The organism is Halobacterium jilantaiense, assembly GCF_900110535.1.
GTDB lineage: Archaea > Halobacteriota > Halobacteria > Halobacteriales > Halobacteriaceae > Halobacterium > Halobacterium jilantaiense.
This window is the reverse complement of record NZ_FOJA01000001.1, coordinates 1,040,413-1,062,412: the sequence shown is the minus strand read 5'-3', so window position 1 is coordinate 1,062,412 and position 22,000 is coordinate 1,040,413. Positions and strand designations below refer to the sequence as shown.

Genomic DNA, 22,000 nt, shown 5'->3' with positions numbered 1-22,000 from the left:
ACTCCGGTGCATGCAGGACGCGGGCATCCCGGCGCTCCGAACAGTCGCCGCCTACCAGTACGGCGCGGGCGCTGGCCGGGCGCTGTTCCCCGACGACGAGGACTTCCGGGTGCGACGGTCGACGACCGGCCGCCCCCAGCAGGTCGCACGCGCCGACGGCCAGCGGCTGGTCTCCGTCGGCATGGACGGACGGCTGACGCTCGGCCCGGCCGGCGGCCGGCGGCTCGCCGACGCGCTCGACTACCCGGCGGCGCGCGTGGTCGTCGGCGACGAGAGCGAGCCCTTCGTCCGCGACGGCAAGAACGTCTTCGCGAAGTTCGTGCAGGCCGTCGACGGCGACGCCCGGCAGGGCGACGAGCTCGCGGTCGTCCACGAGAACGGCGACCTGCTCGCCGTCGGCCGCGCCGAACTCGACGCCCAGTCGATGCTTGACTTCGAGGCTGGGATGGCAGTGAAGGTGCGTGCCGGCGTCGAGGCGGACGACTAGCGCGGCTCGACCCGCATCGCCATCTCCTCCTCGGGGTGCAGCGTCAACGACGGGACGAACGACAGCGGCGGCTCCCCCTCGAACCGGAGCCGGTAGTCGCTGGCGACCGCGGCGACGATGAGCTTCGCTTCGAGGAGCGCCAGGTGCTTCCCGATGCAGTGCCGGGGGCCGCCGCCGAACGGGAAGTACGCGAACCGCGGCCGGTCGGCGCGCCGCTCGGACCGCCACCGCTCCGGGTCGAACGTCTCGGGGTCCGTCCAGTGTTCGGGCGACCGGTGGACCGCCCACTGCGGCAGCATAATCGGTGCTTCCGGTGGCACTCGATAGCCGGCCAGCTCGACCGGCTCGGTCGGCGTCCGGAAGATGTTGTACACCGGCGGATACAGCCGCATCGCCTCGTGAATCACCCAGTCGAGGTAGTCGAGGTCTCGGACGTCGTCGATGGTCGGTGCTTCGCCGTCGGCCAGCGTGCCGTCCAGTTCCTCGTGGAGCCGGCGCTCCGCGTCGGGGTGCTCCGACAGCAGGAACCACGTGTACGTCAGCGTCAACGCCGTGGTGTCGTGGCCGGCGAGCAGCGTCGTCGTCACCTCGTCTCTGAGCCGCTCGCGGGGCTGCTCGCCCCGGTCGCGGGCGCGCAACAGGACCGACAGCAGGTCCATTCGGCCGTCTTCGTCTCCGCCGGCTGTGCCCTCGCGTGCGGCGACGATGTCCTCGACGACTGCGTTGAGCGCATCGACGGCAGCGGCGTACTCCCGGTCGTCGGGCAGCGGGAGCCACTCGGGGGCCGCGAACCGAACGGGGTCCGGCTCGAACCGCGCGCCGACCGGCTCCAGCGCCGCCCCGATGTCGTCGACGCGCTCGTCGGGCAGCGACACGCCGAGCATGACGTCCAGAATCACGTCGAGGGTGACGTGGGTCATCTCGGCTTCGACGTCGATGGATTCGCCGACCGGCCAGCCGTCGACGCGCTCGGTCGCGTGGTCGACGATGGATCCGTCGAAGCCGGCGACCCGCGCCATCGAGAACGCGGGGTTGGCGAGCCGCCGCTGGCGCTCCCACGTCTCGCCCTCGCTCAACAGCAAGCCGTCGCCGAGCAGGTCGCCGATGGCGTCGGCCTGAAAGTCCGGCTTCCGGAACCGGTCCGCGTCGCTGACGAGTACGCGCTCGACGAGCGACGGGTCGGTCACCACGTACGTCTCCATCGGCCCCATGTCGAAGGCGGCGACACCGTCGTACGCGTGTTCGACGGCTTCGAGGAACGACAGCGGGTCGTCGGCGTACTGTCGGCTACTCCCGAACAGCGGCTCCCCGCGCGGACCGGGCGGTGCGTCCTCCATACCGGGGCGTTCGGACTGCACCACCAAAGCCACACGGCCCGATTGCCGTGGCGAGCGGCGGACACCGGGCTGCCGGCCGGCGCGGCAACTGCGTGGGGTTTTTCTTCCCGCGCCGCGAGCCTCTACCCATGTTTGGAGGCGGCGGCATGAACCCCCGGAAGATGCAGCAAATGATGGAACAGATGGGCATCGACGTCGACGAGCTCGACGCCACCGAGGTCGTCATCTCGCTGGAGGACGGCAGCGAGCTCGTCTTCTCGGACCCGGACGTCACGAAGATGGACGCCCGCGGCCAGGAGACCTACCAGGTTCTCGGCGACCCGAGCGAGCGGGAGGCAGCGGCGGGCGCAGTCGAGAGCGGTGAGGGCGACGCCGAGTCCGCCGACGAGGGCGACGACGGCATCCCGCAGGGCGACATCGACATCGTCGTGCAGCGGGCCGGCGTCTCCGAGGACGATGCCCGCGAGGCCCTGGAGGCCGCGGACGGTGACCTGGCGGCGGCCATCGAGCACCTCGAGTGATGCTGCTGGTGCGGGGCGACCGCGAGTTCCTCGTCGCCCCCGGTGAGGAACTGCACACGGACCTCGGGGTCGTGGAGGCACCCGAGGACCCCGAGCCCGGCGAAGTCGTCGAGACGCATCTCGGGGAGCCGTTCACGGTCCGGGAGCTGCGCGGCCCGGACCTGTTCAACCACCTCGAACGGACGGGCGCGCCGATGATGCCCAAAGACGTGGGACTGGTCGTCGGCTTCACGGGGGCGTCCCGGGCAGACCGCGTGCTCGACGCCGGGACGGGCACCGGCGTGCTCGCGGCCTATCTCGGGCGGCTGGGCGCAGACGTGGTGACCTACGAGCGCGACGCCGACTTCGCCGAGGTCGCTCGGGAGAACATGGAACTCGCGGGCGTCGCGGACACCGTCGACGTGCGGACTGGCGACCTCACGGAGCACGTCGACGACCTCTCGGGATTCGACGTGCTCACGCTGGACACGCAGAACGCCCCCGAAGTCGTCGCGGACGCCGACGACCTGCTGGTCTCGGGCGGCTACGTCGCGGTCTACTCGCCGTTCGTCGAGTCGGCGAAGGAGACTGCCGACGCGGCCCGTGAGGCGGGGCTGTCGGGCGTCGAAACCACGGAGACCATCCAGCGCGAGATGGACTTCGACGACCGGGGGTCGCGGCCCTCCACGGCGGGCGTCGGCCACACGGGCTACCTCACAGTAGCGCGCAACGAGTAGGGCTGTCCGACGGCTGCTTCTCCGGGGGCGGCTCGCCGCCTCACCGCTGCGACCACCCCGCTATCGACTACTGCACAGCCGCGGCTGGTCCCGTTCTCGTACTTGAATGTCCGGCTGGAGAGCCTCGACAGCCGCACGGCTGCAGAGCAGCATCCCGAGCGTAGCAGCGTCATGGTCACCGAACGCAGTGAGTGAGCGGGACAGTTCAGCGTCGTTTTTCGCGAGGAGTGGGCTGCCGGCAGAGCCGGCAATCGGGAACGTGGCGGCCCGCCCGCCACGCTGTTCTCGAAGGGAGCGCGAACCGCGAGGGCGGACCCCCCACGGAGTACAGCGGCCTGACTTACATGTAGCCGAGGTCGCGCAGGCGCTCCATCAGGTCTTCTTTGTCCTGGGCGCGGCCGGCGCGCTCGGTCGTGTTCTCTAGGTCCTGGAGCCACGCGGGCTCTTCGGCGGCTTTGTCCGTCGAAACCTCACTCCCCAGCGAGCGGAAGCCCTTGAAGTACTTGGGGGAGACCGGAATGTCGTCGTGGGTGAGGCCGTTCGGGAGGTCGTCGAAGTCCTGGGGGACGTAGCCGTCGTCCGGGAACTCCTCGACCGTCTCGGGGACGACGTAGTACCAGAAGGCGTCCCAGACGGCGGCCTCGTCGAACTGGAGAATCGGCTGGATGCGGTCGTGCGGCGGGTAGACGTCGGGGTCGTGGCGCGGACTGAAGAACGTCTCGTCGGCGCGGGCGTCCTGCTCGTCCCAGCGGATGCCCGAGAGGATGCCGTCGACGTCGTGCTCCTCGAGGGCGTTGTTGAGCGCGACGGTCTTCAGGAGGTGGTTGCCGACGTAGGTGTCCAGCAGGAACGGGAAGGAGTCCTCCTCGTACTCGAGAAGGTTCTTCACGTGGTGCTGGTTCTGCTCGTTCAGCTCGCTGATGGGGATGTCGTCGCCGGGTTCGAGGTCGTTGGCGTCGACGTAGTCACCGACGTCCTCGTTGCGGGCGTAGACGACGTCGAGGTCCCACTCGTCGGCCCAGCGGTCGACGAAGTCGTGGAGTTCGTCGAAGTGCTGGAAGTGGTCGATGAAGATGGTCTCCGGCACGTCGAGGTCGAACTTGTCGGCGACCTCCTTCACGAAGTACAGCGTGAGCGTGGAGTCCTTGCCGCCCGTCCACATGATGGCGGGGTTGTCGTACTCTTCGAGGCCCTTCCGGGTGACCTGAATGGCCTTCTCGATCTTGTCTTCGAGCGTCGGGTAGTCGGCGGGAGATTCGCCGTCACCGTCGGTGTAGTCGACGTCGAGGTAGTCGGGGAAGTCCTCGCCCATGGCTCCGCGGTCACTCCGCGTGCCTATAGGCCTGTGGATATTCGTCCGAATTCGGGCGTGTCTAACGCCCTACGGCCCGGGGGTAGGCGCTGCCTTCTGGAGCGCGGTCTCGGCGATGTTGCCGCCGTAGTCCGCGCTCCGGGACAGCGAGTCGACGACGAGCCCGAGGTGCTGGGCGTGGTGAGCGTCGAGGCCGTGGAGGAGGTCGTCGAGTCTCCGGGTCTGGTCGTCGATGTCACGGACGTGGGCGCGAGCCTGATTCGCGAGTCTGGTGGCTTCGTCCGGGTCGTCCGCGAACAGGGCGTCCATCGCGGTCTCGATGATGGCGGCGGCGTCCTCCTGGAGCGCGCGGAGCGCATCGGCGACGTCCTCGGGGACGTCTTCCTCGAGGTTCTCGACGGTGCCGGCGATTTTGGCGGCGTGGTCGGCGACGCGTTCGAGCTGACGGGCGCTGGAGTGGTAGTCGAACGCGACCTCCCGGGAGACCCCGATCTCCTGGGCGACAGTCGGGGACCGGAGCGCGCCGCGGAAGATGCGGGAGACGACGTACCAGAGCCGGTCGACGTCGTCGTCGCGGCTCGTCACGTCGCTGGCGGTGTCGAGGTCGCGGGCGGTGAGTGCGTCGACGGCGTCCCCGAGCATCGAGACGGAGATGAGGTGCATGCGGCGGACGGCGTTGTGGATGGAGAGCTCCGAGGAGTCCAGGAGGTCCTGGATGACGACGCGCTCGTTGGTCTCCTCGAGGACTTCGAGGCCGACGAGGCCCTGGGTGGCGTCCCGAATGACGCGACGCTGGTCCGGGTCGATCTGGTCGGCTTCGAGCGCGAGCACGTCGAAGCCGCTGACGTACATCGTCATGACCGCGCGCATGAGTTCGTCGCCGGACGAGTCCGTGATGTCGAGGGTGCCCTCGTCGGTGTCGGTGCCGTCGACGGGCGTCAGCAGCAGCGAGCCGCTGTCCGGGTGGAAGCCCACTTCGTCGCCGGCTTCGACGTCGTGGTCGCGCGCCCAGTCTTTCGGGATGGAGACCGTGAACGTGGAGCCGCCCGTCACCTGGACCTTGCGTCGTTCCATATCTGCCCCTATCGAACACCACACCATAAATCCCTACCAAGATACATAGCCGAACGGGGCTGTCGAAGTACTACTACGTTATCGAACGTAGAACCGCTCGAAAACCAGTATTCTGGACTTCAGGAGGGCGGATGTCCGGGTCGAAATCACAGTGTGAAGGTCTACACAGGTAGGACTATATAGTGATAATAGCAGGGTATTTATTCGAATGCTGCCGAAGATAGGGCGATGCCAGAACACGAAGCCGGACGTAATTCTCGGACGCGTCGTCAGGTACTCGCGGGCGTCGGAGCCGTCGGCGCGGCGGCACTCGCTGGCTGTCAGAGCACGAGCGACGACGAGTCCGGCGACGGCCTCTCGGGGGAAATCGACATTGCGGGGAGTTCGACGGTGTTCCCGCTCGCGACCGCGATGTCCGAAGCGTTCCGGAACGGCGAGATCGGCGAGGCACACAACGGCGTCGAGTTCAACATGCAGTCGACGGGCAGCGGCGGCGGCTTCGCGAACCACTTCTGCCCCGGGAACACGGACTTCAACAACGCCTCCCGTCCCATCCGGGAGCAGGAGGAACAGCAGTGCGCCGACAACGATGTCGAGCCGGTCGAACTGACCGTCGCGACGGACGCGCTGACGGTCATCGTCAACAACGACCTCGGCATCGACTCTATCACCACCGAGGAACTCCGGACCATCTGGTCGGAGGAGAGCGACGCCGAGATGTGGTCGGACGTCAACTCCGACTGGCCGGACGAGGAACTCGAACTGTACGGCCCGTCGGACGCCTCCGGCACCTACGACTACTTCATCGAGGCCATCCTGCACAGCGGCGACGAGGAACTCTCGCACATCAGCGGCGGCCAGTACTCCGGCACCGAGCAGGACCGCACCATCATCCAGGGCGTCGAGGGGTCCGAGAACGCGATGGGCTACCTCGGGTACGCCTACTACTCGACGAACCAGGACCGCGTGAAGGCACTCGCCATCGACGACGGCGACGGCGAGCCGGTCGAACCGAGCCTCGAAACGGCCCGGAGCGGCGAGTACACGCCCCTCTCCCGGCCGCTGTTCACGTACCCCGCGAAGTCCTCGCTCACCGAGGAGCACGTCGCGGAGTTCGCGCGGTTCTGGCTGGAGAACGCCACCAGCGAGAAACTGGTCGCCGAGAACGTCGGCTACGTCCCGCTCGACGAGGACGACCAGCAGGAGCAACTCGACACCCTCGAAGCCGCAATCGAGGACGCCAGTAACTAGCCGCGAGACGCCCAACGAAGCGCTTATAGGGATACTATGACCGACTCAAACCAATGAGCGGAGACAGTCTCGAGGAGGCGCTCACGCGACGAACACAGAACGCGCCCCCCGAGTTGCTCTCCCGGACGTTCTTCTTCGTCTGCGCCGCGCTCTCGATCGCCACGACCATCGGACTCATCGTCTTGCTCACGACCGAGGCGGCGAAGTTCTTCTCGTTCTCCGCCCCGCTCGTCGGCGTCACCGGCGAGACGGCGTCAGTCGTCGAGTTCCTCACGGGCACGGTCTGGGAGCCGACCGAGGGCAACTTCGGCGTGCTGTCGCTGGTGTCCGCGACGCTGATGATCATGATCGGGTCGTCGCTCATCGCGCTGCCGCTGGGCGTCGGCACCGCCATCTACCTCAGCGAGTACGCCAGCCCGCGGCTCCGGTCGATTCTCAAGCCCGGCCTCGAGATTCTCGCGGGCATCCCGACGGTCGTCTACGGCTTCTTCGCCATCATCTACATCACGCCCGCGCTCCAGCCGTTCGTGCCGGGGCTCGGGACGTTCAACATCCTGTCGGCGTGCATCGTCGTCGGCATCATGATCATCCCGATGGTGGCGTCCATCAGCGAGGACGCGATGTCGGCCGTCCCGGAGGCGCTCCGGCAGGCCGGCTACGGCATGGGCGCGACGAAGTTCGAGGTGTCGACCGGTATCGTGGTCCCCGCGTCGCTGTCCGGTATCTTCTCGTCGTTCATCCTCGCGCTCTCGCGAGCCATCGGGGAGACGATGGCGGTCACCATCGCCGCCGGGTCGACGGCCCAGTTCTTGAACGTCGTCAACCCCGCGGCGTACACGGAGCGCGCGCTCCCGATGACCGCCGCGATGGTGAAACTCGTCGGCGGGGACGTGACCGGCGGCGGAATCTCCTACCGGAGCGTGTTCGCCATCGGCATCACCCTCTTCGTCATCACACTCGTCATGAACGTCATCAGCGACATCGTCGCACAGCGGTACAGGGAGGAGTACTGAGATGGCAGCAGACACTACCACAGACGTCACCGAGGGGTTCGGGCAGGTCAGCCGGTCGGTCGGCCGCCTGTTCCGGTACCTTCTGCTGGCGGCGACCCTGTTCGGCATCGTCTTCGTCACCATCCTCCTGGTGTACGTCGCGAACGACGCAATCCAGCCGCTGACGGCCGACCCCGGCTGGCACCTCACGTTCTTCCTGACGCTCGTCACGCCGACATTGGCGGTCAGTGCGTTCGTCTACCGCCGAGATGCGGACGCGTTCACCACGGGCGCGCTCGCCGTCGGGCTGGTCGTCGTCGCGCTCATGTTCAGCGGCGGCGCGTCGATGATTTTCGTGGACATCGTCGAGCCGCTGACGTGGCTCGCGCTGCTGGTCGCGCTCGCGGTGCCGGCCGCGGTCACCATCGCTGTCGTCGCCTACGACCACCGGCTCCCGTTCGCCGCGCAGTTCGCGGTGACGACCGCGGCGTTCTACCTCTCGCTGTTCGGTCTCCCCGGTCCCCTCGGGTCGCTCGCAGACGCCCCGACGATTGTCCCGGGCGTCTACGGCCTGCTCGCGGGCGTCCCCGTCGCACCCGCGCCGTGGATGCTCGTCGCGCTCACCGTCGGCGGTCCCATCGCTGCAATCGGTGCGACTGCGGTCTCCCGGGACCGCGGCCGCCGCACGCAACTGCTGGCCGGCGTCGGCTTCCTCGCTGTCGCCGGCGGCGGCGGCGTCCTCGGCCCCGTTCTGGGCGTCCACCCGCTGCCGGCGACTGTCGTCGCGTCCGTCGGACTCGTCCCGCCGGTCGTTTACGCCGCGAACGTCGCGCTCAACGCACCCCGGGAGCGCGTCGGCCTCCTCCTGCCGGCCACCATCGTCGTCGGAACGCTCGTCGGCGCGGTCGCCGTCGACGCCCTCGCGTTCGCCGGCCCGCAGTCGTGGATCGACTGGGCGTTCCTCACGAGCGCACACAGCAACACCGCCGAAAACGCCGGCTTCTACCCCGCTATCGGCGGCTCCATCCTCCTGATGTTGACCGTCGCCGTCTTCGCGTTCCCGGTCGGCGTCGGTGCCGCCGTCTACCTCGAAGAGTACGCGCCGGACAACGCCTTCACGCGCGCAATCGACGTCAACATCTCGAACCTCGCGGGCGTCCCCTCCGTCGTCTACGGGCTGCTCGGCCTCGGGCTGTTCGTCACCTACCTCGGCCAGTCCGCGGGCACAGTCCTGCTCGGCGGCCTCACACTCGGTCTGCTCATCCTCCCCATCGTCATCATCTCCGCCCGGGAGGCCATCCGGTCCGTGCCCGAGGAGCAGCGAGCGGCGTCCTACGGGATGGGCGCGACCAAGTGGCAGACCGTGAAGAACGTCGTCCTGCCGCGGTCGTTCTCCGGCATCCTTACCGGGACGATTCTCGCGCTCGGCCGCGCAATCGGCGAGACCGCGCCGCTCATCATGATCGGCGCGCCGAACGTCAAGTACTCGCTGCCGACCGGTATCTCGGAGGCCGCCAGCGCGATGCCCCTGCAGGTGTACGCCTGGTCGAGCCTCTACGCCGGCCCGGACTTCTACAACAAGGTGGTGCCGGCCGGCGTCGTGGTGCTGGTCGCGGTGCTGCTCGCGATGAACTCCGTCGCCATCGTCCTCAGAAACAAGTACCAGACCGGAGAGTGAGTACACAATGACAGAGAACACGACAGAGACCACAGGCGAACCGGACGGCAACACGACCGCCGACCCGACGAACGACGAGATGGCCATCGAGACCGACGTCGCGAGCGCGACCGACGGCCGGAACTCGACTGCGACCCCCGACCCGGTCATTCGGTCGCGGGACCTCGACGTCTTCTACGGCGAGGAACAGGCCCTCGACAGCGTCGACATCGACATCCCGGAGAACCGCGTGACCGCCATCATCGGGCCGTCGGGCTGCGGGAAGTCGACGTTCCTCCGGTGCATCAACCGCATGAACGACCGCATCGACGCCTGCCGCGTCGATGGCGAACTCACGCTCCGCGGGAAGAACGTCTACGACCCCGACGTCGACCCGGTGGCGCTCCGGCGGAAGGTCGGGATGGTGTTTCAGGAGCCCAACCCCTTCCCGAAGAGCATCTACGACAACGTCGCCTACGGCCTCGAAATCCAGAACGTCGAGGGCGACTACGACGAAATCGTCGAGCAGTCACTGAAGCGCGCCGCGCTCTGGGACGAGGTCAGCCACCAGCTCGACAGCTCCGGACTGGAGCTCTCGGGCGGCCAGCAGCAGCGGCTCTGCATCGCGCGCGCCATCGCGCCCGACCCCGAGGTCATCCTGATGGACGAGCCCGCGTCGGCCCTCGACCCCGTGGCGACAAGTCAGGTCGAGGACCTCATCGAGGAGCTCGCCGAGGACTACACGGTCGTCATCGTCACGCACAACATGCAGCAGGCTGCCCGCATCAGCGACAAGACGGCGGTCTTCCTCACGGGCGGCGAGCTCGTCGAGTTCGGGGACACCGAACGCATCTTCGAGAACCCCGACCACCAGCGCGTCGAAGATTACATTACGGGCAAATTCGGGTAACGAACATGGCACGAGACAGCTACCAAGAGAAACTCGAGACGCTGCAGAGCGACGTCCTCTACATGAGCGAAGTCGTCACCGACCGCCTCCGAATGGCGCTGGAGGGCATGGCGCAGAAGGACGACGACACGGCGTGGGAGGTCATCGACGGCGACGACGAGGTCAACCAGCTCTACCTCGACCTCGAGGACGACTGCATCGACCTGCTCGCGCTCCAGCAGCCCGTCGCCGGCGACCTCCGGCTCATCGCGTCGTCGTTCAAGATCATCACCGACCTCGAACGCATCGGCGACCTCGCCGCGAACCTCGCCGAGTACACGCTGGACGCCGAGCGCGACATGTTCCCCGAGGTCGACATCCAGGCCATCGGCGACACCACCATCGAGATGGTCGAGAACGCCATGGACGCGTACGCCGAGTCGGACGTCGACGCCTGCTACGAGATTGCGGGCCGAGACGACGACCTCGACGACCGCTGCCGGCGCGCCTCCGAGACCGTGATGCGGGACCTCATCGAGACCGAAATCGACGACGCAACCGCGGACGACGAGGTCGAGCCGCTGATGCAGGAGGTCTCCCGGATGCTGCTCACCGTCCGCGACCTCGAACGCATCGGCGACCACGCCGTCAACATCTCCGCCCGCACCGTCTACATGGTGGAGAACGACGACGAACTCATCTACTAGTCGGGACCGCTTCGCGGCGTCGACGCTCCGTTTCCGGTCGTCGCGCCGCCGACCGTGTGTTCTGTTCCCGTACGGACGGCTGGATACCCCTCATAGCAAGCGCCTTGCTGTCTGCTGGCGAGGGAGCGGACGATGCCCGACCAGACTGACGCGACCTTCGAGGAGCGGCTGGTGTCGGCGACGGACGCGTACCTTGACCAGCTGGAGAACTGCGTTCGCCTGCTTCCCCGGGTCGTCGCGGCGTACGCCGCCGGCGACGACGAGGCGTTCGAAGCGGTCGTGGAGCGCGTGCGCCGACTGGAGAGCGACTGCGACGAGTCGGTGCGGGCCGTGACGGCGCTAGTCGCGAACGCCGACGTCAGAGACCTCGGCATCCAGCTGACGCACGTTCACCTCCACGCCGGGCAGACCATCGAGCTGTACCAGAGCCTCGACGAGGTGGCGAACGCCGCCGAGCGGTTCGCCGAGGACCTCGCCGCGACCGCGCCGCCGCGGATACCTGTCCTCCTCGACGCCTTCGAGGCGATGGGGGAGCGGGCGTGCGAGGCGTTCGCGGCGATGCGGGCGGTCGTCACGAGCTACCTCGGCGTCATCCGGTCGCCGGACGCCGGCGTCGACATCACGGACGCCGTCGAGCGCGTGCGGGCCGCCGAGAGCGACTGCGACCGGCACCGGAACGAGGCGGTGTCGGCGGCGTTCAGCGACCACGAGGACGCCTACCCCGTGGTGTACCGAGAGCAGGCGTGGCTGCTCGACGGCGTCGTGGACGCGATGGAGGACGTGACGGACTGCGTCGTGCGAGTCAGCGGCTCGGAGGTCGGCATCGAGGTGGCCCCCGCCGCGGGCGGCCGCTAGAAGGGGGCGTCGACGTCAGCGTCGAGGTCGTCGTCTCCGCCGACCTCGTCCGGGTCGACGTCGTCGGCGTTGAGTTCGTCGGCGAGGTCGCCGCGCTCGTCGAGTTCCGCGAGGATGTCGCTGCCGCCGACGAACTCGCCCTCGACGAACGCCTGCGGGGTGGTCTCCCAGCCGCTGTGGCGTTCGAGGGCGGTCCGGAACTCCTCGGTGCTCTGGAGCACGTCGACGGTGTGGACGTCCGGCCGGTGCTCCGAGACCAGCCGGATGGCGCGCTCGGAGAACCCACACTGGGGCGCGGCGGGCGTCCCCTTCATGAACAGCACGACGTCGTTGTTCTCGATGGCGGCGTCGACGATGTCGTCGACGGCCTCCTGGTCCATCGAGGAGTCGAGGGGGTCGAATGCCATACCTCGACTTGGGGAACGGCGAGGAAAGGCTTTGCGTCAGTCGTCGCTGCCGACGCGGATGACCTGCAGCAGCGCCTCGATGGGGACGCCGTCAACGTCGCCGAGGCCCTGCTTGTCGGCGAGCACGCCGCAGGCGACCGGGGTGCCGTTCGCCTCGCGGACGGCGTCGACGGCCTCGGTCATGGTCGTGCCCGACGTGACGGTGTCGTCGACGACGAAGCACTCGCGGCCGTCGACCTGCGCGAAGTTCCGGGAGAAGCTCCCGCCGAGGTCCGCCATGTCGCCTTCCTCCCACTGGTGCTTGCGGGGCGTGTAGGTGGCGAGGTCGGTCTTCAGTTCGTTCGAGACGGCCGTCGCGAGCGGGACGCCGGCCTTCTCGATGCCGACGACGAGGTCGACGTCGTGGCTGTGGTCCCGCAGGGCGTCCGCGAGCGCGACGCCGATGGCGGAGAGGCGCGCGCCGGCTTCGCCGATGTTGCTCCAGTCCACGTGGACGTCCTGCGGTCCGTCGTCGTCGCCACCGTCGCGGTCGTCGGAGTCGACGGAGGCGGCGGTGTCGGCGCGGTCCACGAGCCAGGACGCGGTCTCGCGGGAGACGTTGAGTTCGTCGGCAATCTCGCCGCGGGAGAGGCCGCGGGCGGCGAGCTCCGCCGCGTCGTCGATGAGGTCGTCCACGTTCTTCATTGGGAGTGAAATTGCAGCGCCGTTTTTATGGTCGTTTCGTCGTCGCGGAACGCTGCCTGAACGTCGCCGAGGTCGTGGACGCTCGTCACCACGTCGTCGAGGAGCCAGTCCGGCAGGGCGGCGAGCGTGTCGACGGCGGCCGCGAAGTGGCCGGCGTTCGAGTTCACGCTCCCGACCAGCGCCTTGTTCTGGAGGACGAGCTGCCGGTGGATGTCGCTGCCGGCGACCTCGAAGCGCCAGTCGCCGGCGGGTACGCCGAGCAGCGCGCCGACGCCGTTCGGCGCGAGCGCCTCGACGGTCTCGAAGGCGTGTCTGGCGTGCCCGGTCGCCTCGTAGACGAGGTCTGCGGGCTCGTGGGCGTCGGGAATCTCGCCGACCGGCGTCTCCCGGGAGTCGACGTACGTCGCGCCGAGTTCCTCGACGATGTCGATGGTGGGGTCGGGGCGGTCCCGGCGGCCGAGACAGTACAGCGACTCGAAGTCCGCACGCTGGTCGAGCATCCCGAGCGTCAGCAGCCCGAGCGACCCGTTCCCGAGCACGAGCGCGGTCTCGGGCTGCCAGTCGAAGGCGGACCGCGACGCGAACGCGAGTTCGAGTGCTTTCTCCGTGATGGAGATGGGTTCGACGAGGAACCCCCGGTCTGCGAGGTCGTCTGGGACCGGGACGAGGCAGTCGGCGGGACTCGTGAAGTACTCGGCCATGAAGCCGTGCGCGCCGTCGATGCCGCGCTCGACGTAGTCGCCGGGGGCGGCCATGTCGGCTTCGCCGCGCTCGAACGCCGACGACGGCTCGCCCCGGGGCCGCCGGACGGTCGGTACGACGACCTGCCCTTTCGTGAGGCCGGTGCCGTTCGCGTCGGCGACCACGCCGACCGCCTCGTGGCCGAGCACGAGCTCGTCCGAACCGTCGGGGAAGCCGCCGTGGTCGCCGGCGACGACCTCGTGGTCGGTGCCGTCGACGCCCACGCGCAGCGTGCGCACGAGCGCCTCTCCGGGTCCGGGCTCGGGCCGCGGCCGGTCGACGACCCGCGGCTGTCGGTCGTCCCGCGTCACGACAATCGCGTCCATGCCTCGTCCTCCACGCCCCACGTACAAAAATTCATTCTACTCCGAGTAAGTTTCTGTCACGCCTGGGGTATTGAAGTGCGTCCCGACCCAGGAGTCGGTATGCAGCGCCACGACCGGCTGTACGCGCTCTACGACGACTTCGACGCCGACGCCCTCCGCGCCCACCAGGACTTCGTGGACCTCTTCCCGCCGGTCGACTCCCGGGTCGCGCTGGAGTACTGGGAGTCCGCCAGCGAAGAGCTCGCCGACCGCAAAGACGAGATTCGGGCGGCGTTCCCCGACGACCCGGCGTTCGCCGCGGTCGCCGCGCGCGCCACCCGCGACCAGGCGTTCACCGCGCTCGACCTCCTCGGGAAGTACGACCGCGCGGTGAACGTCCTCGTGCTCGACGTCGACGAGACGCTGCGCTCCGCGGGCAGCACGGACAACGAGATTCCGCGGGCGACCCTGCACCTGCTCACGGAGTTCCACGAGGCGGGCATCCCCATCGTCATCTGCACCGGCCAGACCCTGGAGAACGTCAAGGGCTTCTTGAGCCAGGGCCTCGGGAACGAACTCGTCCACTCGGGGGACCTCTCGGTCGTCTACGAGGCCGGGACCGGCGTGTTCACGCCCGGCCACGGCCCCGACACGAAACAGCTGCTGTACGAGGACCTCGACGAGTCCGTCCGGAGCGTCTTCGACGAGGTGCGCTCCCGCGTGCTGCCGTCCGCGCCCGACGACGTCCGGCGCGGCTGCCACCTCCAGGGCAACGAGTTCAACGTCACCCTCAAACCGAACTACGAGACCGGCAGCGAGCGCGCCCGTGGCCTCATCGACGACGCGCTCGTCCACCTGCTGGACTTGCTCGCTGACTGCCTCGACGCGGACGCGGAGGCGGTCCGCGCGTACTACGCCGACGCGGACCCCGAGATCGCTGGCGTCCTCGACTCCGAGGGCGTGGCTGCCGGGAACCCGGACGCCGTCTCCGACGACCTCCGGGCGACGCTCGACCGCGTCGACGTAGCGTACTACGAGGCCGACGCCGCCGAAATCGCGTCCCGCGAACTCAACAAGGTCGTCGGCGTCGAGGCCGCCCTCGACGTGCTCGACGTCGACGACCCGTTCGCGCTCGTGATGGGCGACTCGAAGAGCGACCTGCGCGTCATGGAGTACGTCCACGAACACGACGCCGGCGTCGCCGCAGCGCCCGAGCACGCCTCCGGTCGCGTGCTCGACCACGTCCAGTCGACGGACGACCTCGTGTTCGACGAGGGCGCGGCCGACGAAGTCCTCAGAACAGTGTGGGCGCTCGAACGACTCGCCTAGGCGAGCTTGAAGCGCACCGTGTCACCGTCGCGGACGGTGCTCCCCGCAGACAGCGTCTCCGCGTCCGGGGACTCCCGGACGACGACCGTGTCCGTGCGGAGTCGGGAGCCGACGAGGACGCCCGACCGGACCTGCGGCCCGAACTGTTCGACGAGCGCGTCCACGACGTCCGCGACGGTGGCGTTCGGCCCGACGCCGACGCGGGCGCGGTGGGTGCCCGTGCGGGCGGCGAGCGTGCCGGTGAGCTTCACCTCGACGTCCATGGTACACTCCAGCGACCCTACTGACTAAAAGTTTACTCAGTTCCGGAATAGTTGTCGTGGAATCCCCGCGTTTATCCTCGCGGCGGGCGACCCACCAGCCATGCCCACGCACGCGCCCGCACCCGGAAGCGACGACCCGCTGGACCTCCACGGCGTCGTCCCACCGACGGTCACGGCCTTCGACGAGGACGGGAGTCTGGACGCGGAGACGACCGCCGAACACGCCCGGTACGTCGTCGACGGCGGCGCTCACGGCGTCTTCCCGCTCGGCACGAACGGCGAGTTCCCGCTGCTGACGCCCGGCGAGCGCGACCAGGTGGTTGAGGCCGTCGTCGACGAGGTCGGCGGCGACGTGCCCGTCATCGCCGGGGTCGGCGCGCCCGCCACCCGGCAGACGGTCGCGCACGCCGAGCACGCCGAGTCGGTCGGCGCGGACGGCGTCGTCGTCGTGACGCCGTACTACTACCCCCTCGACGGCGAGGCCGCAGTCCGGCACTACCGCGAGGTCGCCGACGCCGTCGACTGCCCGGTGTACGTCTACCACATCCCATCGAAGACCGGCAACGCGCTCTCCCTGCAGACACTGGACGAACTGGCCGCCATCGACAACCTCGCGGGGCTCAAGGACTCCTCGAAGGACGTGCCGTGGCTCGGGCAGGCCATCGACGCCCACCCCGAGTTGACGTTCCTCGCGGGCTCGGACTCGCTGCTCGCGCCCGGACTGGACCTCGGCTGCGCGGGGATGGTGTCTGCCGTCGCCAACGCCTTTCCGGAACTGGTCGTCGACCTCTACGAGGCCTACGACGACGGCGACGTGGCTCGCGCGAAATCCCTCCAGAGCACCGTCTACGACGTCCGGTCGGCGCTCAAGCGCGGCCCGTACATGGCGGGCGTGAAGACCGCACTCGACCTGCAGGGGTTCTACGCGGGGCCGCTGCGCTCGCCGCTGCGCGGGATGGACGCCGAGCAGCGCGCCGCGCTCGAAGCCGACCTCGCCGACCTCGACCTGCTGTGAAGGCATAGATTTACACCGAACCGAGTGAACATTCAGCCATGACGAAGAACTACGCTGACCTCCACGACCCGAACGCGGAGTACACGATGCGGGAGCTCTCCGCCGGGACGATGGGCGTCGACGGCGACCGGCCCGCGCCCCGCGACCTCGAAATCACGGACGTCCAGACGACGATGGTCGACGGGAACTTCCCGTGGACGCTCGTCCGCGTCTACACCGACGCGGGCGTCGTCGGCACCGGCGAAGCCTACTGGGGCGCGGGTGTCCCCGAGCTAATCGAGCGCATGAAGCCGTTCGTCGTCGGCGAGAACCCCCTCGACATCGACCGGCTGTTCGAGCACCTCGTCCAGAAGATGAGCGGCGAGGGCTCCGTCGAAGGCATCACTGTGACTGCCATCTCCGGCATCGAGGTCGCGCTGCACGACCTCGCCGGGAAGGTACTCGGTGTCCCCGCCTACCAGTTGCTCGGCGGGAAGTACCGCGACGAGGTGCGGGTGTACTGTGACTGCCACACCGAAGCGGAGGCCGACCCCGAGGCGTGTGCGGACGAGGCCGAACGCGTCGTCGAAGAGCTGGGATACGACGCCCTCAAGTTCGACCTCGACGTGCCGTCGGGGCTGGAGAAGGACCGCGCGAACCGCCACCTGCGACCGGGCGAGATTCGGCACAAGGTCGACATCGTTGAGGCGGTCACGGAGCGAGTCAGAGACCGCGCGGACGTCGCCTTCGACTGCCACTGGACGTTCTCCGGCGGCTCAGCGAAACGCCTCGCGAGCGAACTGGAGGAGTACGACGTTTGGTGGCTCGAAGACCCCGTGCCCCCGGAGAATCTGGAGGTGCAGGAGGCGGTCACGAAGTCCACGACGACCCCGATTGCGGTCGGCGAGAACCGGTACAGAGTGACCGAGGAGCGCCGCCTGATAGAGAATCAGGCCGTGGACATCGTCGCGCCCGACCTGCCGAAGGTCGGCGGGATGCGGGAGACTCGGAAGGTCGCGGACGTGGCGAACCAGTACTACGTCCCGGTCGCGATGCACAACGTCTCCTCGCCGGTAGCGACGATGGCGAGCGCGCACGTCGGCGCGGCCATCCCGAACTCCCTGGCCGTCGAGTACCACAGCTACGAACTCGACTGGTGGTCGGACCTCGTGGAGGAGGACGTCATCGAGGACGGTTACATCGAGATTCCGGAACAGCCCGGCCTCGGCATCACGCTGGACATGGACGCCGTCGAGGAACACATGGTCGACGGCGAGACGCTCTTCGACGAGGCCTGACCCGGAGATACACCGACGACCCGGATTGAACCGGGTCCGGCTTTATGTTGCCCCCGTCGGTACTGTTCGACGTATGTCAACAGATGTCAGTCCGGACTACGAGCTGAGCGACGACGACGAGAACGTCCACCACGCGTGGGACAACTCTCTCGACCCCGTTCTCACGGTCGAATCCGGGGACGTGGTGGAATTCGAGTGCCGGGACGCGGTCGACGGGCAGGTCGACATGGACACGACGGACGAGGAGTTCGGGGACGTGAGCTTCGACCCAGTCCACCCGCTCACGGGCCCGGTGTACGTCGACGGGGCCGAGCCCGGCGACGTTCTCGAAGTCGAGTTGCTGGAACTCGAACACCACGGCTGGGGGTACACGGGCTTCATGCCGGGCGACATGGGCCTCGGGCTGCTACCGGAGGACTTCGAGGAGCCCGGCTACCACGCCTGGGACCTCGACGGCGACGTCGGACACTTCGTGAACGGCATCGAGGTCCCCCTGGACCCGTTCCCGGGCACCATCGGGAACGCGCCCGCCGAGGACGGCGAACACGACACCCTCCCGCCCCGCGATGTCGGCGGGAACATGGACGTGAAACACCTCACCGAGGGGTCGACGGTCTACCTCCCCGTCGAGTGCGAGGGCGCGCTGTTCTCCACCGGGGACTGCCACGCCGGACAGGGCGACGGCGAGGTCTGCGTGACGGGCATCGAGGCACCGATGGATGTCACCGCACGCTTCGAGGTCCGGACGGACGTGAACATCGAGCAGCCGGAGTTCGAGTCCGACCACCCCTACACCGCCAGCGGCGCGGACGAACCGATGTACGCAACGACCGGCATCGAGGACGACCTGATGGACGCGACGAAGTCGGCCATCCGGCACATGATCACCCACCTCAGCGAGGAGCGCGACCTCACCCGCGGCGAGGCGTACATCCTCTGCTCGGCCATCGTCGACCTCAAAGTCAGTCAGGTCGTCGACGCGCCGAACTGGACGGTCACCGCCTACGTCCCAGAGAGCATCTTCCCGTAGCCAGTCAGTAGGCTCGGCCGCAGAGCCCGCCGTCGAACGACGCCGGCACGTCGGGGTCGAGGACGGCGGCGAACAGGCGACCGCCCGGGAGCAAGACGACGGTCAGACCGCCCCAGGACGGCGTTTCCGGCTGGGGTTTCCAGGCCACGTCCGCCAGCGCGCCGGACTGCCGCGCGACCGAAACCTCGTACTCGCCCGCCGACGCGACCACACCGGGCTGGACGACGAGCCGGAGGTCAGACGGGTCGTACCTGGCGAAGAACACTCGGTCGCCGCCGTCCTGCTCGTGGACGGCGACACTGACCTCGTGGTCGTCGTCGGCGAAGTCGTAGACCTGCAGCGACGCCGCGTCTGCCGGGTCGCGCTCGGCGTCGTCACCGAGTGCTGGCGGCACGCACTGGTAGGCGGTGTACTGCCGGGGACGGTGGACGCTGTCGGCGAGGTAGTGTACGACCAGCGCGCGGTGGACCGTGTACCCGCCGCTGTCGCGTCGGGCGCGCGCCGACCCGTCGCTGACGACCAGCAAGCCACCACCGGGACTTCCATCCTCGCCGTTCCGGAAGTCGGCGACGACGTCGGTGCGTATCGGTCTGACTTCGGTCTGCACTGGCTCGCCCCGCTTGTCGGCGTACTCAACGAGATCGTTGTAGAGGACGGCGCGTTCGTAGGCCCGCACGAACTCGCGGGCCGACTCCGGGGTGACTGCGTCCGGCGGTTCGGGAACCTCGCGGCGCGCCAGCTCGCTGGCCAGCGTACCGTCGAAAGTCGTCTCACTGGCCGGGGGCGTCTGGCGTTCCGGTGTCGGTCCGACGCCACCGGGTGTGGAATCGGTTTCGACGCAGCCGGCGAGCGCGGCGGCGACACCGCCGCCGGCGGCTGCGAGGAGGGCACGTCGCTTCACGCCACGGCTGTTCGCTCACCGCCGAAAAGTGTCTTGTGCCCGGGTGCGGCGGCCGCGGCGGCGCACGACCACGCCGAACGCGACCGTCAGGGAAGCCGCCCACACCGCGAGTATCGGCCCGAGTTGGCTGGTGACCGGGTAGCCCAGCCCGCGCTCGATTGCGACGGCGAGCGCCCAGAACGCGACCGCCGTCGAGAGGCCGAACCACCACGCCTCGTCGCTTTCGTGCGCCGGACCGAACGCGACCAGCGTCACGGCCGCGACGGCCACGACGGCAAGCGCGACCCAGATCGCTGCCGGTGACTCGACGCCGACCGCCTGCACCGCCAGCACTAGCGGGTAGAATGTCGGACCGAGCGCGAACCACCGGTCCACGACCCGGCGAGTCACCGCCAACCAGCCGTCCTCGTCGCGCACGGACGCACTGTGGCGGGTCAACAGACCGACTTCGCGTCGACGCCCATCTCGTTCAGTGCGGCGACGTACTCCTCGTAGACGGCGTCGACGGCCGCGGTAGCGGCGGCCTCGGCGCGCTCCCAGTCCGCCTCGGTCTCGCAGAGTGACGCGAGCAAGGCGACTGCCTCGTCGGTGTCGTCTTCGGTGTCGCGTCGCAGGTCCCGGAACAGGTCGGCGCGCGCCTCGTCGGCGTCGTTCACGAAGAAGCCGACGAACTGCGCGAGCGTGCGGTCGGCGACGAGTCCGCGGCCCACGGTCGCGCCGGCCCGCGAGACGGCGTCGCCCTGCTCGCGGAGGAACTCGTGGACGGCCCCCGCGTCTGCGTCCACGTCCTCGCCGAGGTCGTCGACGACGCGGTCGTAGTGGTCGCACTCGGTCTCGGCGAGCGTCTCGAACGTCTCGGCGGCGTCGCCCTCGCTGGCGTCGGCGAGCGCCCAGAACGTCTCGGCCGCGGCGGCCTCGCTCGCGGCGGCGCGTTCGAGGACGGTCTCCGGCGAGAGGTCGGCACCCGTCACGGCCACGAGACGTTTCGAGGAACCGAGGCGGTCGAGTTCGGTCTGCGTCGCCGTCACGACCGCGTCCCGGAAGCTGTCGGCGTCCATACCTCGCCTTGGTCGCCGGCTGACGTGAGCTTTTGGCCCCGGGCGTCCAAGCGGAGCGTATGAGCACGCCAGCCATCTCCGCCCGCGAACTCCACGACCGCATCCGCGAGGGCGGCGCGAGCGTTCTCGACGTCCGGGACCGCGACGAGTTCGACGCCTGGCACGTCGACGGCCCCGGCGTCACCGCCCGCCACGTCCCCTACATGGAGTTCGTGGCCGCGGGCGTGACCGGCGACGCAGCCGACCTCGTGCCGGACGACCTCGGCGAGCCGGTCGTCGTGGTCTGCGGGGTCGGCGAGGCCAGTGCGGAGGTCGCCGAGGACCTCCGAGGCGAGGGCGTCGACGCGGTGAATCTGAACGGCGGGATGGCGGCCTGGGGCGACCTCGTCGTCGCCCACGACCTCGGCGGCGTCGTCCAGTTCGAGCGGCCCTCGTCGGGCTGTCTCTCCTACCTCCTCGCCGACGGCGGCGAGGCGGCGGTCGTCGACCCGCTGGCTGCCGCCGTCGACGAGTACGTCGCTGCGGCCGAGGACCGCGGCGTCTCCGTCGAGTACGCCGTCGACACGCACGTCCACGCCGACCACGTCTCGGGGGTTCGGGCGCTCGCCGACGCGACGGGTGCCGAGCGCGTCCTCCCCGCGGGCGCGACCGACCGCGGGCTGGACTACGACGCCACGCTGGTCGGCGACGGGGACACGCTCCCGGTCGACGAGCGCGCACTGGCGGTCGAGCACGCGCCCGGCCACACCACCGAGCAGGCCGTGCTCGCGTGGGGCGGCGACCTGCTGACGGCGGACTGCCTGTTCCTCGACAGCGTCGGCCGTCCAGACCTCGAAGCCGAGGACGCCGCCCGCGAACTGGCGGGCGAGCAGTACGACACGCTCCAGCGGCTGCTCGACGGGGACGACGACAACCGGGTTCTGCCGGGGCACGTCGAACCGTCGACGACCCGGGACGGTCCGGATGGCGGCTTCGCGCGCTCGCTCGGCGAAGTGCGTGCTGGGCTGTCGCTGCGCTCGCTGGACCGCGAGGCGTTCGTCGACCGCGTCACGACGGACCTGCCGCCGCGGCCCGCGAACTACGAGCGGATCGTGGCGGTGAACCTCGGCCGAGAACCGGTGGCCGAGGAGACGCTGGAACTGGAGCGCGGGCCGAACAACTGCGCGGTGTCGGCCGTGCAGTAAGCGGGAGC

Annotated in this window: 24 protein-coding genes; 14 read left to right on the top strand and 10 right to left on the bottom strand. The window is 69.0% G+C overall.

Annotated features, from left to right (window positions below; all coding sequences use genetic code 11):
- Positions 1-10 precede the first annotated feature (10 nt).
- Positions 11-487 carry a PUA domain-containing protein gene (locus BMW35_RS05475; protein WP_089668371.1) on the top strand — a complete coding sequence of 159 codons (477 nt, stop codon included), beginning with the start codon at positions 11-13 and terminating at the stop codon, positions 485-487.
- On the opposite strand, the gene BMW35_RS05470 is transcribed toward BMW35_RS05475, so the two are convergent.
- Complete coding sequence (locus tag BMW35_RS05470) at positions 484-1,824, bottom strand: cytochrome P450 (protein WP_089668370.1); 1,341 nt, start codon at positions 1,822-1,824, stop codon at positions 484-486. The two genes, BMW35_RS05475 and BMW35_RS05470, sit on opposite strands and share 4 nt — an antisense overlap.
- Positions 1,825-1,952: 128 nt before the next feature.
- Between BMW35_RS05470 and BMW35_RS05465 the strand changes: the two genes are divergently transcribed.
- Positions 1,953-2,345: a nascent polypeptide-associated complex protein gene (locus BMW35_RS05465; RefSeq protein WP_089668369.1), complete on the top strand. Its 393-nt coding sequence runs from the start codon at positions 1,953-1,955 to the stop codon at positions 2,343-2,345.
- Complete coding sequence (locus tag BMW35_RS05460) at positions 2,342-3,061, top strand: methyltransferase domain-containing protein (RefSeq protein ID WP_177170777.1); 720 nt, start codon at positions 2,342-2,344, stop codon at positions 3,059-3,061. Before BMW35_RS05465 ends, BMW35_RS05460 begins: the two co-directional genes overlap by 4 nt.
- 340 nt (positions 3,062-3,401) lie before the next feature.
- On the opposite strand, the gene BMW35_RS05455 is transcribed toward BMW35_RS05460, so the two are convergent.
- Entirely contained in the window at positions 3,402-4,373 is a 972-nt protein-coding gene (locus BMW35_RS05455; protein WP_089668367.1) for a phosphoadenosine phosphosulfate reductase family protein, read from the bottom strand.
- A 69-nt stretch (positions 4,374-4,442) separates the two neighbouring features.
- Positions 4,443-5,447: a phosphate signaling complex PhoU family protein gene (locus BMW35_RS05450; protein ID WP_089668366.1), complete on the bottom strand. Its 1,005-nt coding sequence runs from the start codon at positions 5,445-5,447 to the stop codon at positions 4,443-4,445.
- A 228-nt stretch (positions 5,448-5,675) separates the two neighbouring features.
- On the opposite strand from BMW35_RS05450, the gene BMW35_RS05445 reads away from it, so the two are divergent.
- The 6 genes from BMW35_RS05445 to BMW35_RS05420 all read left to right on the top strand — a co-directional run bounded on the left by BMW35_RS05445 (position 5,676) and on the right by BMW35_RS05420 (position 11,798).
- A complete protein-coding gene (locus BMW35_RS05445; RefSeq protein WP_089668365.1) occupies positions 5,676-6,698 on the top strand; it encodes a PstS family phosphate ABC transporter substrate-binding protein in 1,023 nt (340 codons plus the stop codon).
- 53 nt (positions 6,699-6,751) lie between these two features.
- The gene (gene pstC / locus BMW35_RS05440) at positions 6,752-7,711 is read left to right on the top strand and encodes a phosphate ABC transporter permease subunit PstC (RefSeq protein WP_089668364.1); all 960 of its coding nucleotides are present in this window, start codon (positions 6,752-6,754) and stop codon (positions 7,709-7,711) included.
- A 1-nt stretch (position 7,712) separates the two neighbouring features.
- Entirely contained in the window at positions 7,713-9,368 is a 1,656-nt protein-coding gene (gene pstA, locus BMW35_RS05435; RefSeq protein WP_089668363.1) for a phosphate ABC transporter permease PstA, read from the top strand.
- Between the two features lie 7 nt (positions 9,369-9,375).
- The gene (gene pstB, locus BMW35_RS05430) at positions 9,376-10,257 is read left to right on the top strand and encodes a phosphate ABC transporter ATP-binding protein PstB (protein WP_089668362.1); all 882 of its coding nucleotides are present in this window, start codon (positions 9,376-9,378) and stop codon (positions 10,255-10,257) included.
- A gap of 5 nt (positions 10,258-10,262) precedes the next feature.
- Positions 10,263-10,943: a phosphate signaling complex protein PhoU gene (gene phoU / locus BMW35_RS05425; protein WP_089668361.1), complete on the top strand. Its 681-nt coding sequence runs from the start codon at positions 10,263-10,265 to the stop codon at positions 10,941-10,943.
- A 132-nt stretch (positions 10,944-11,075) separates the two neighbouring features.
- Positions 11,076-11,798, top strand: coding sequence for a DUF47 domain-containing protein (locus BMW35_RS05420; protein WP_089668360.1), 723 nt, complete (start codon positions 11,076-11,078; stop codon positions 11,796-11,798).
- On the opposite strand, the gene BMW35_RS05415 is transcribed toward BMW35_RS05420, so the two are convergent.
- From BMW35_RS05415 to BMW35_RS05405, 3 genes are read right to left on the bottom strand one after another with little or no spacing between them, the layout of a single operon-like run.
- Complete coding sequence (locus BMW35_RS05415) at positions 11,795-12,205, bottom strand: glutaredoxin family protein (protein ID WP_089668359.1); 411 nt, start codon at positions 12,203-12,205, stop codon at positions 11,795-11,797. The two genes, BMW35_RS05420 and BMW35_RS05415, sit on opposite strands and share 4 nt — an antisense overlap.
- A 36-nt stretch (positions 12,206-12,241) precedes the next feature.
- Positions 12,242-12,889 carry a transcriptional regulator GfcR gene (gene gfcR / locus BMW35_RS05410; RefSeq protein ID WP_089668358.1) on the bottom strand — a complete coding sequence of 216 codons (648 nt, stop codon included), beginning with the start codon at positions 12,887-12,889 and terminating at the stop codon, positions 12,242-12,244.
- Positions 12,886-13,956 carry a glucose 1-dehydrogenase gene (locus BMW35_RS05405; protein WP_089668357.1) on the bottom strand — a complete coding sequence of 357 codons (1,071 nt, stop codon included), beginning with the start codon at positions 13,954-13,956 and terminating at the stop codon, positions 12,886-12,888. Before BMW35_RS05405 ends, gfcR begins: the two co-directional genes overlap by 4 nt.
- Before the next feature lie 99 nt (positions 13,957-14,055).
- On the opposite strand from BMW35_RS05405, the gene BMW35_RS05400 reads away from it, so the two are divergent.
- On the top strand, positions 14,056-15,264 hold the full coding sequence (locus BMW35_RS05400; protein ID WP_089668356.1) for an HAD family hydrolase: 1,209 nt from the start codon (positions 14,056-14,058) through the stop codon (positions 15,262-15,264).
- Here the strand turns inward: BMW35_RS05400 and BMW35_RS05395 are convergent.
- Entirely contained in the window at positions 15,261-15,527 is a 267-nt protein-coding gene (locus tag BMW35_RS05395) for a ubiquitin family protein (protein ID WP_089668355.1), read from the bottom strand. The two genes, BMW35_RS05400 and BMW35_RS05395, sit on opposite strands and share 4 nt — an antisense overlap.
- Positions 15,528-15,627: 100 nt before the next feature.
- Between BMW35_RS05395 and BMW35_RS05390 the strand changes: the two genes are divergently transcribed.
- The 3 genes from BMW35_RS05390 to BMW35_RS05380 all read left to right on the top strand — a co-directional run bounded on the left by BMW35_RS05390 (position 15,628) and on the right by BMW35_RS05380 (position 18,849).
- A complete protein-coding gene (locus tag BMW35_RS05390) occupies positions 15,628-16,542 on the top strand; it encodes a dihydrodipicolinate synthase family protein (RefSeq protein ID WP_089668354.1) in 915 nt (304 codons plus the stop codon).
- A gap of 38 nt (positions 16,543-16,580) precedes the next feature.
- Positions 16,581-17,819, top strand: a complete 1,239-nt coding sequence (locus tag BMW35_RS05385; RefSeq protein ID WP_089668353.1) for a mandelate racemase/muconate lactonizing enzyme family protein — start codon at positions 16,581-16,583, stop codon at positions 17,817-17,819.
- A 73-nt stretch (positions 17,820-17,892) separates the two neighbouring features.
- The gene (locus tag BMW35_RS05380; RefSeq protein ID WP_089668352.1) at positions 17,893-18,849 is read left to right on the top strand and encodes an acetamidase/formamidase family protein; all 957 of its coding nucleotides are present in this window, start codon (positions 17,893-17,895) and stop codon (positions 18,847-18,849) included.
- Between the two features lie 4 nt (positions 18,850-18,853).
- Here the strand turns inward: BMW35_RS05380 and BMW35_RS05375 are convergent, their stop codons facing one another.
- From BMW35_RS05375 to BMW35_RS05365, 3 genes are read right to left on the bottom strand one after another with little or no spacing between them, the layout of a single operon-like run.
- The gene (locus BMW35_RS05375; protein WP_089668351.1) at positions 18,854-19,750 is read right to left on the bottom strand and encodes a hypothetical protein; all 897 of its coding nucleotides are present in this window, start codon (positions 19,748-19,750) and stop codon (positions 18,854-18,856) included.
- A gap of 15 nt (positions 19,751-19,765) precedes the next feature.
- Positions 19,766-20,188 (bottom strand): hypothetical protein, encoded by a 423-nt coding sequence (locus BMW35_RS05370; RefSeq protein WP_143052156.1) that lies wholly within the window; start codon positions 20,186-20,188, stop codon positions 19,766-19,768.
- Positions 20,185-20,808: a rubrerythrin family protein gene (locus BMW35_RS05365; protein ID WP_089668349.1), complete on the bottom strand. Its 624-nt coding sequence runs from the start codon at positions 20,806-20,808 to the stop codon at positions 20,185-20,187. Before BMW35_RS05365 ends, BMW35_RS05370 begins: the two co-directional genes overlap by 4 nt.
- A 59-nt stretch (positions 20,809-20,867) precedes the next feature.
- Here BMW35_RS05365 and BMW35_RS05360 point away from each other — a divergent pair, with 59 nt between their 5' ends.
- Positions 20,868-21,992 carry an MBL fold metallo-hydrolase gene (locus BMW35_RS05360; protein WP_089668348.1) on the top strand — a complete coding sequence of 375 codons (1,125 nt, stop codon included), beginning with the start codon at positions 20,868-20,870 and terminating at the stop codon, positions 21,990-21,992.
- Positions 21,993-22,000 lie beyond the last annotated feature (8 nt).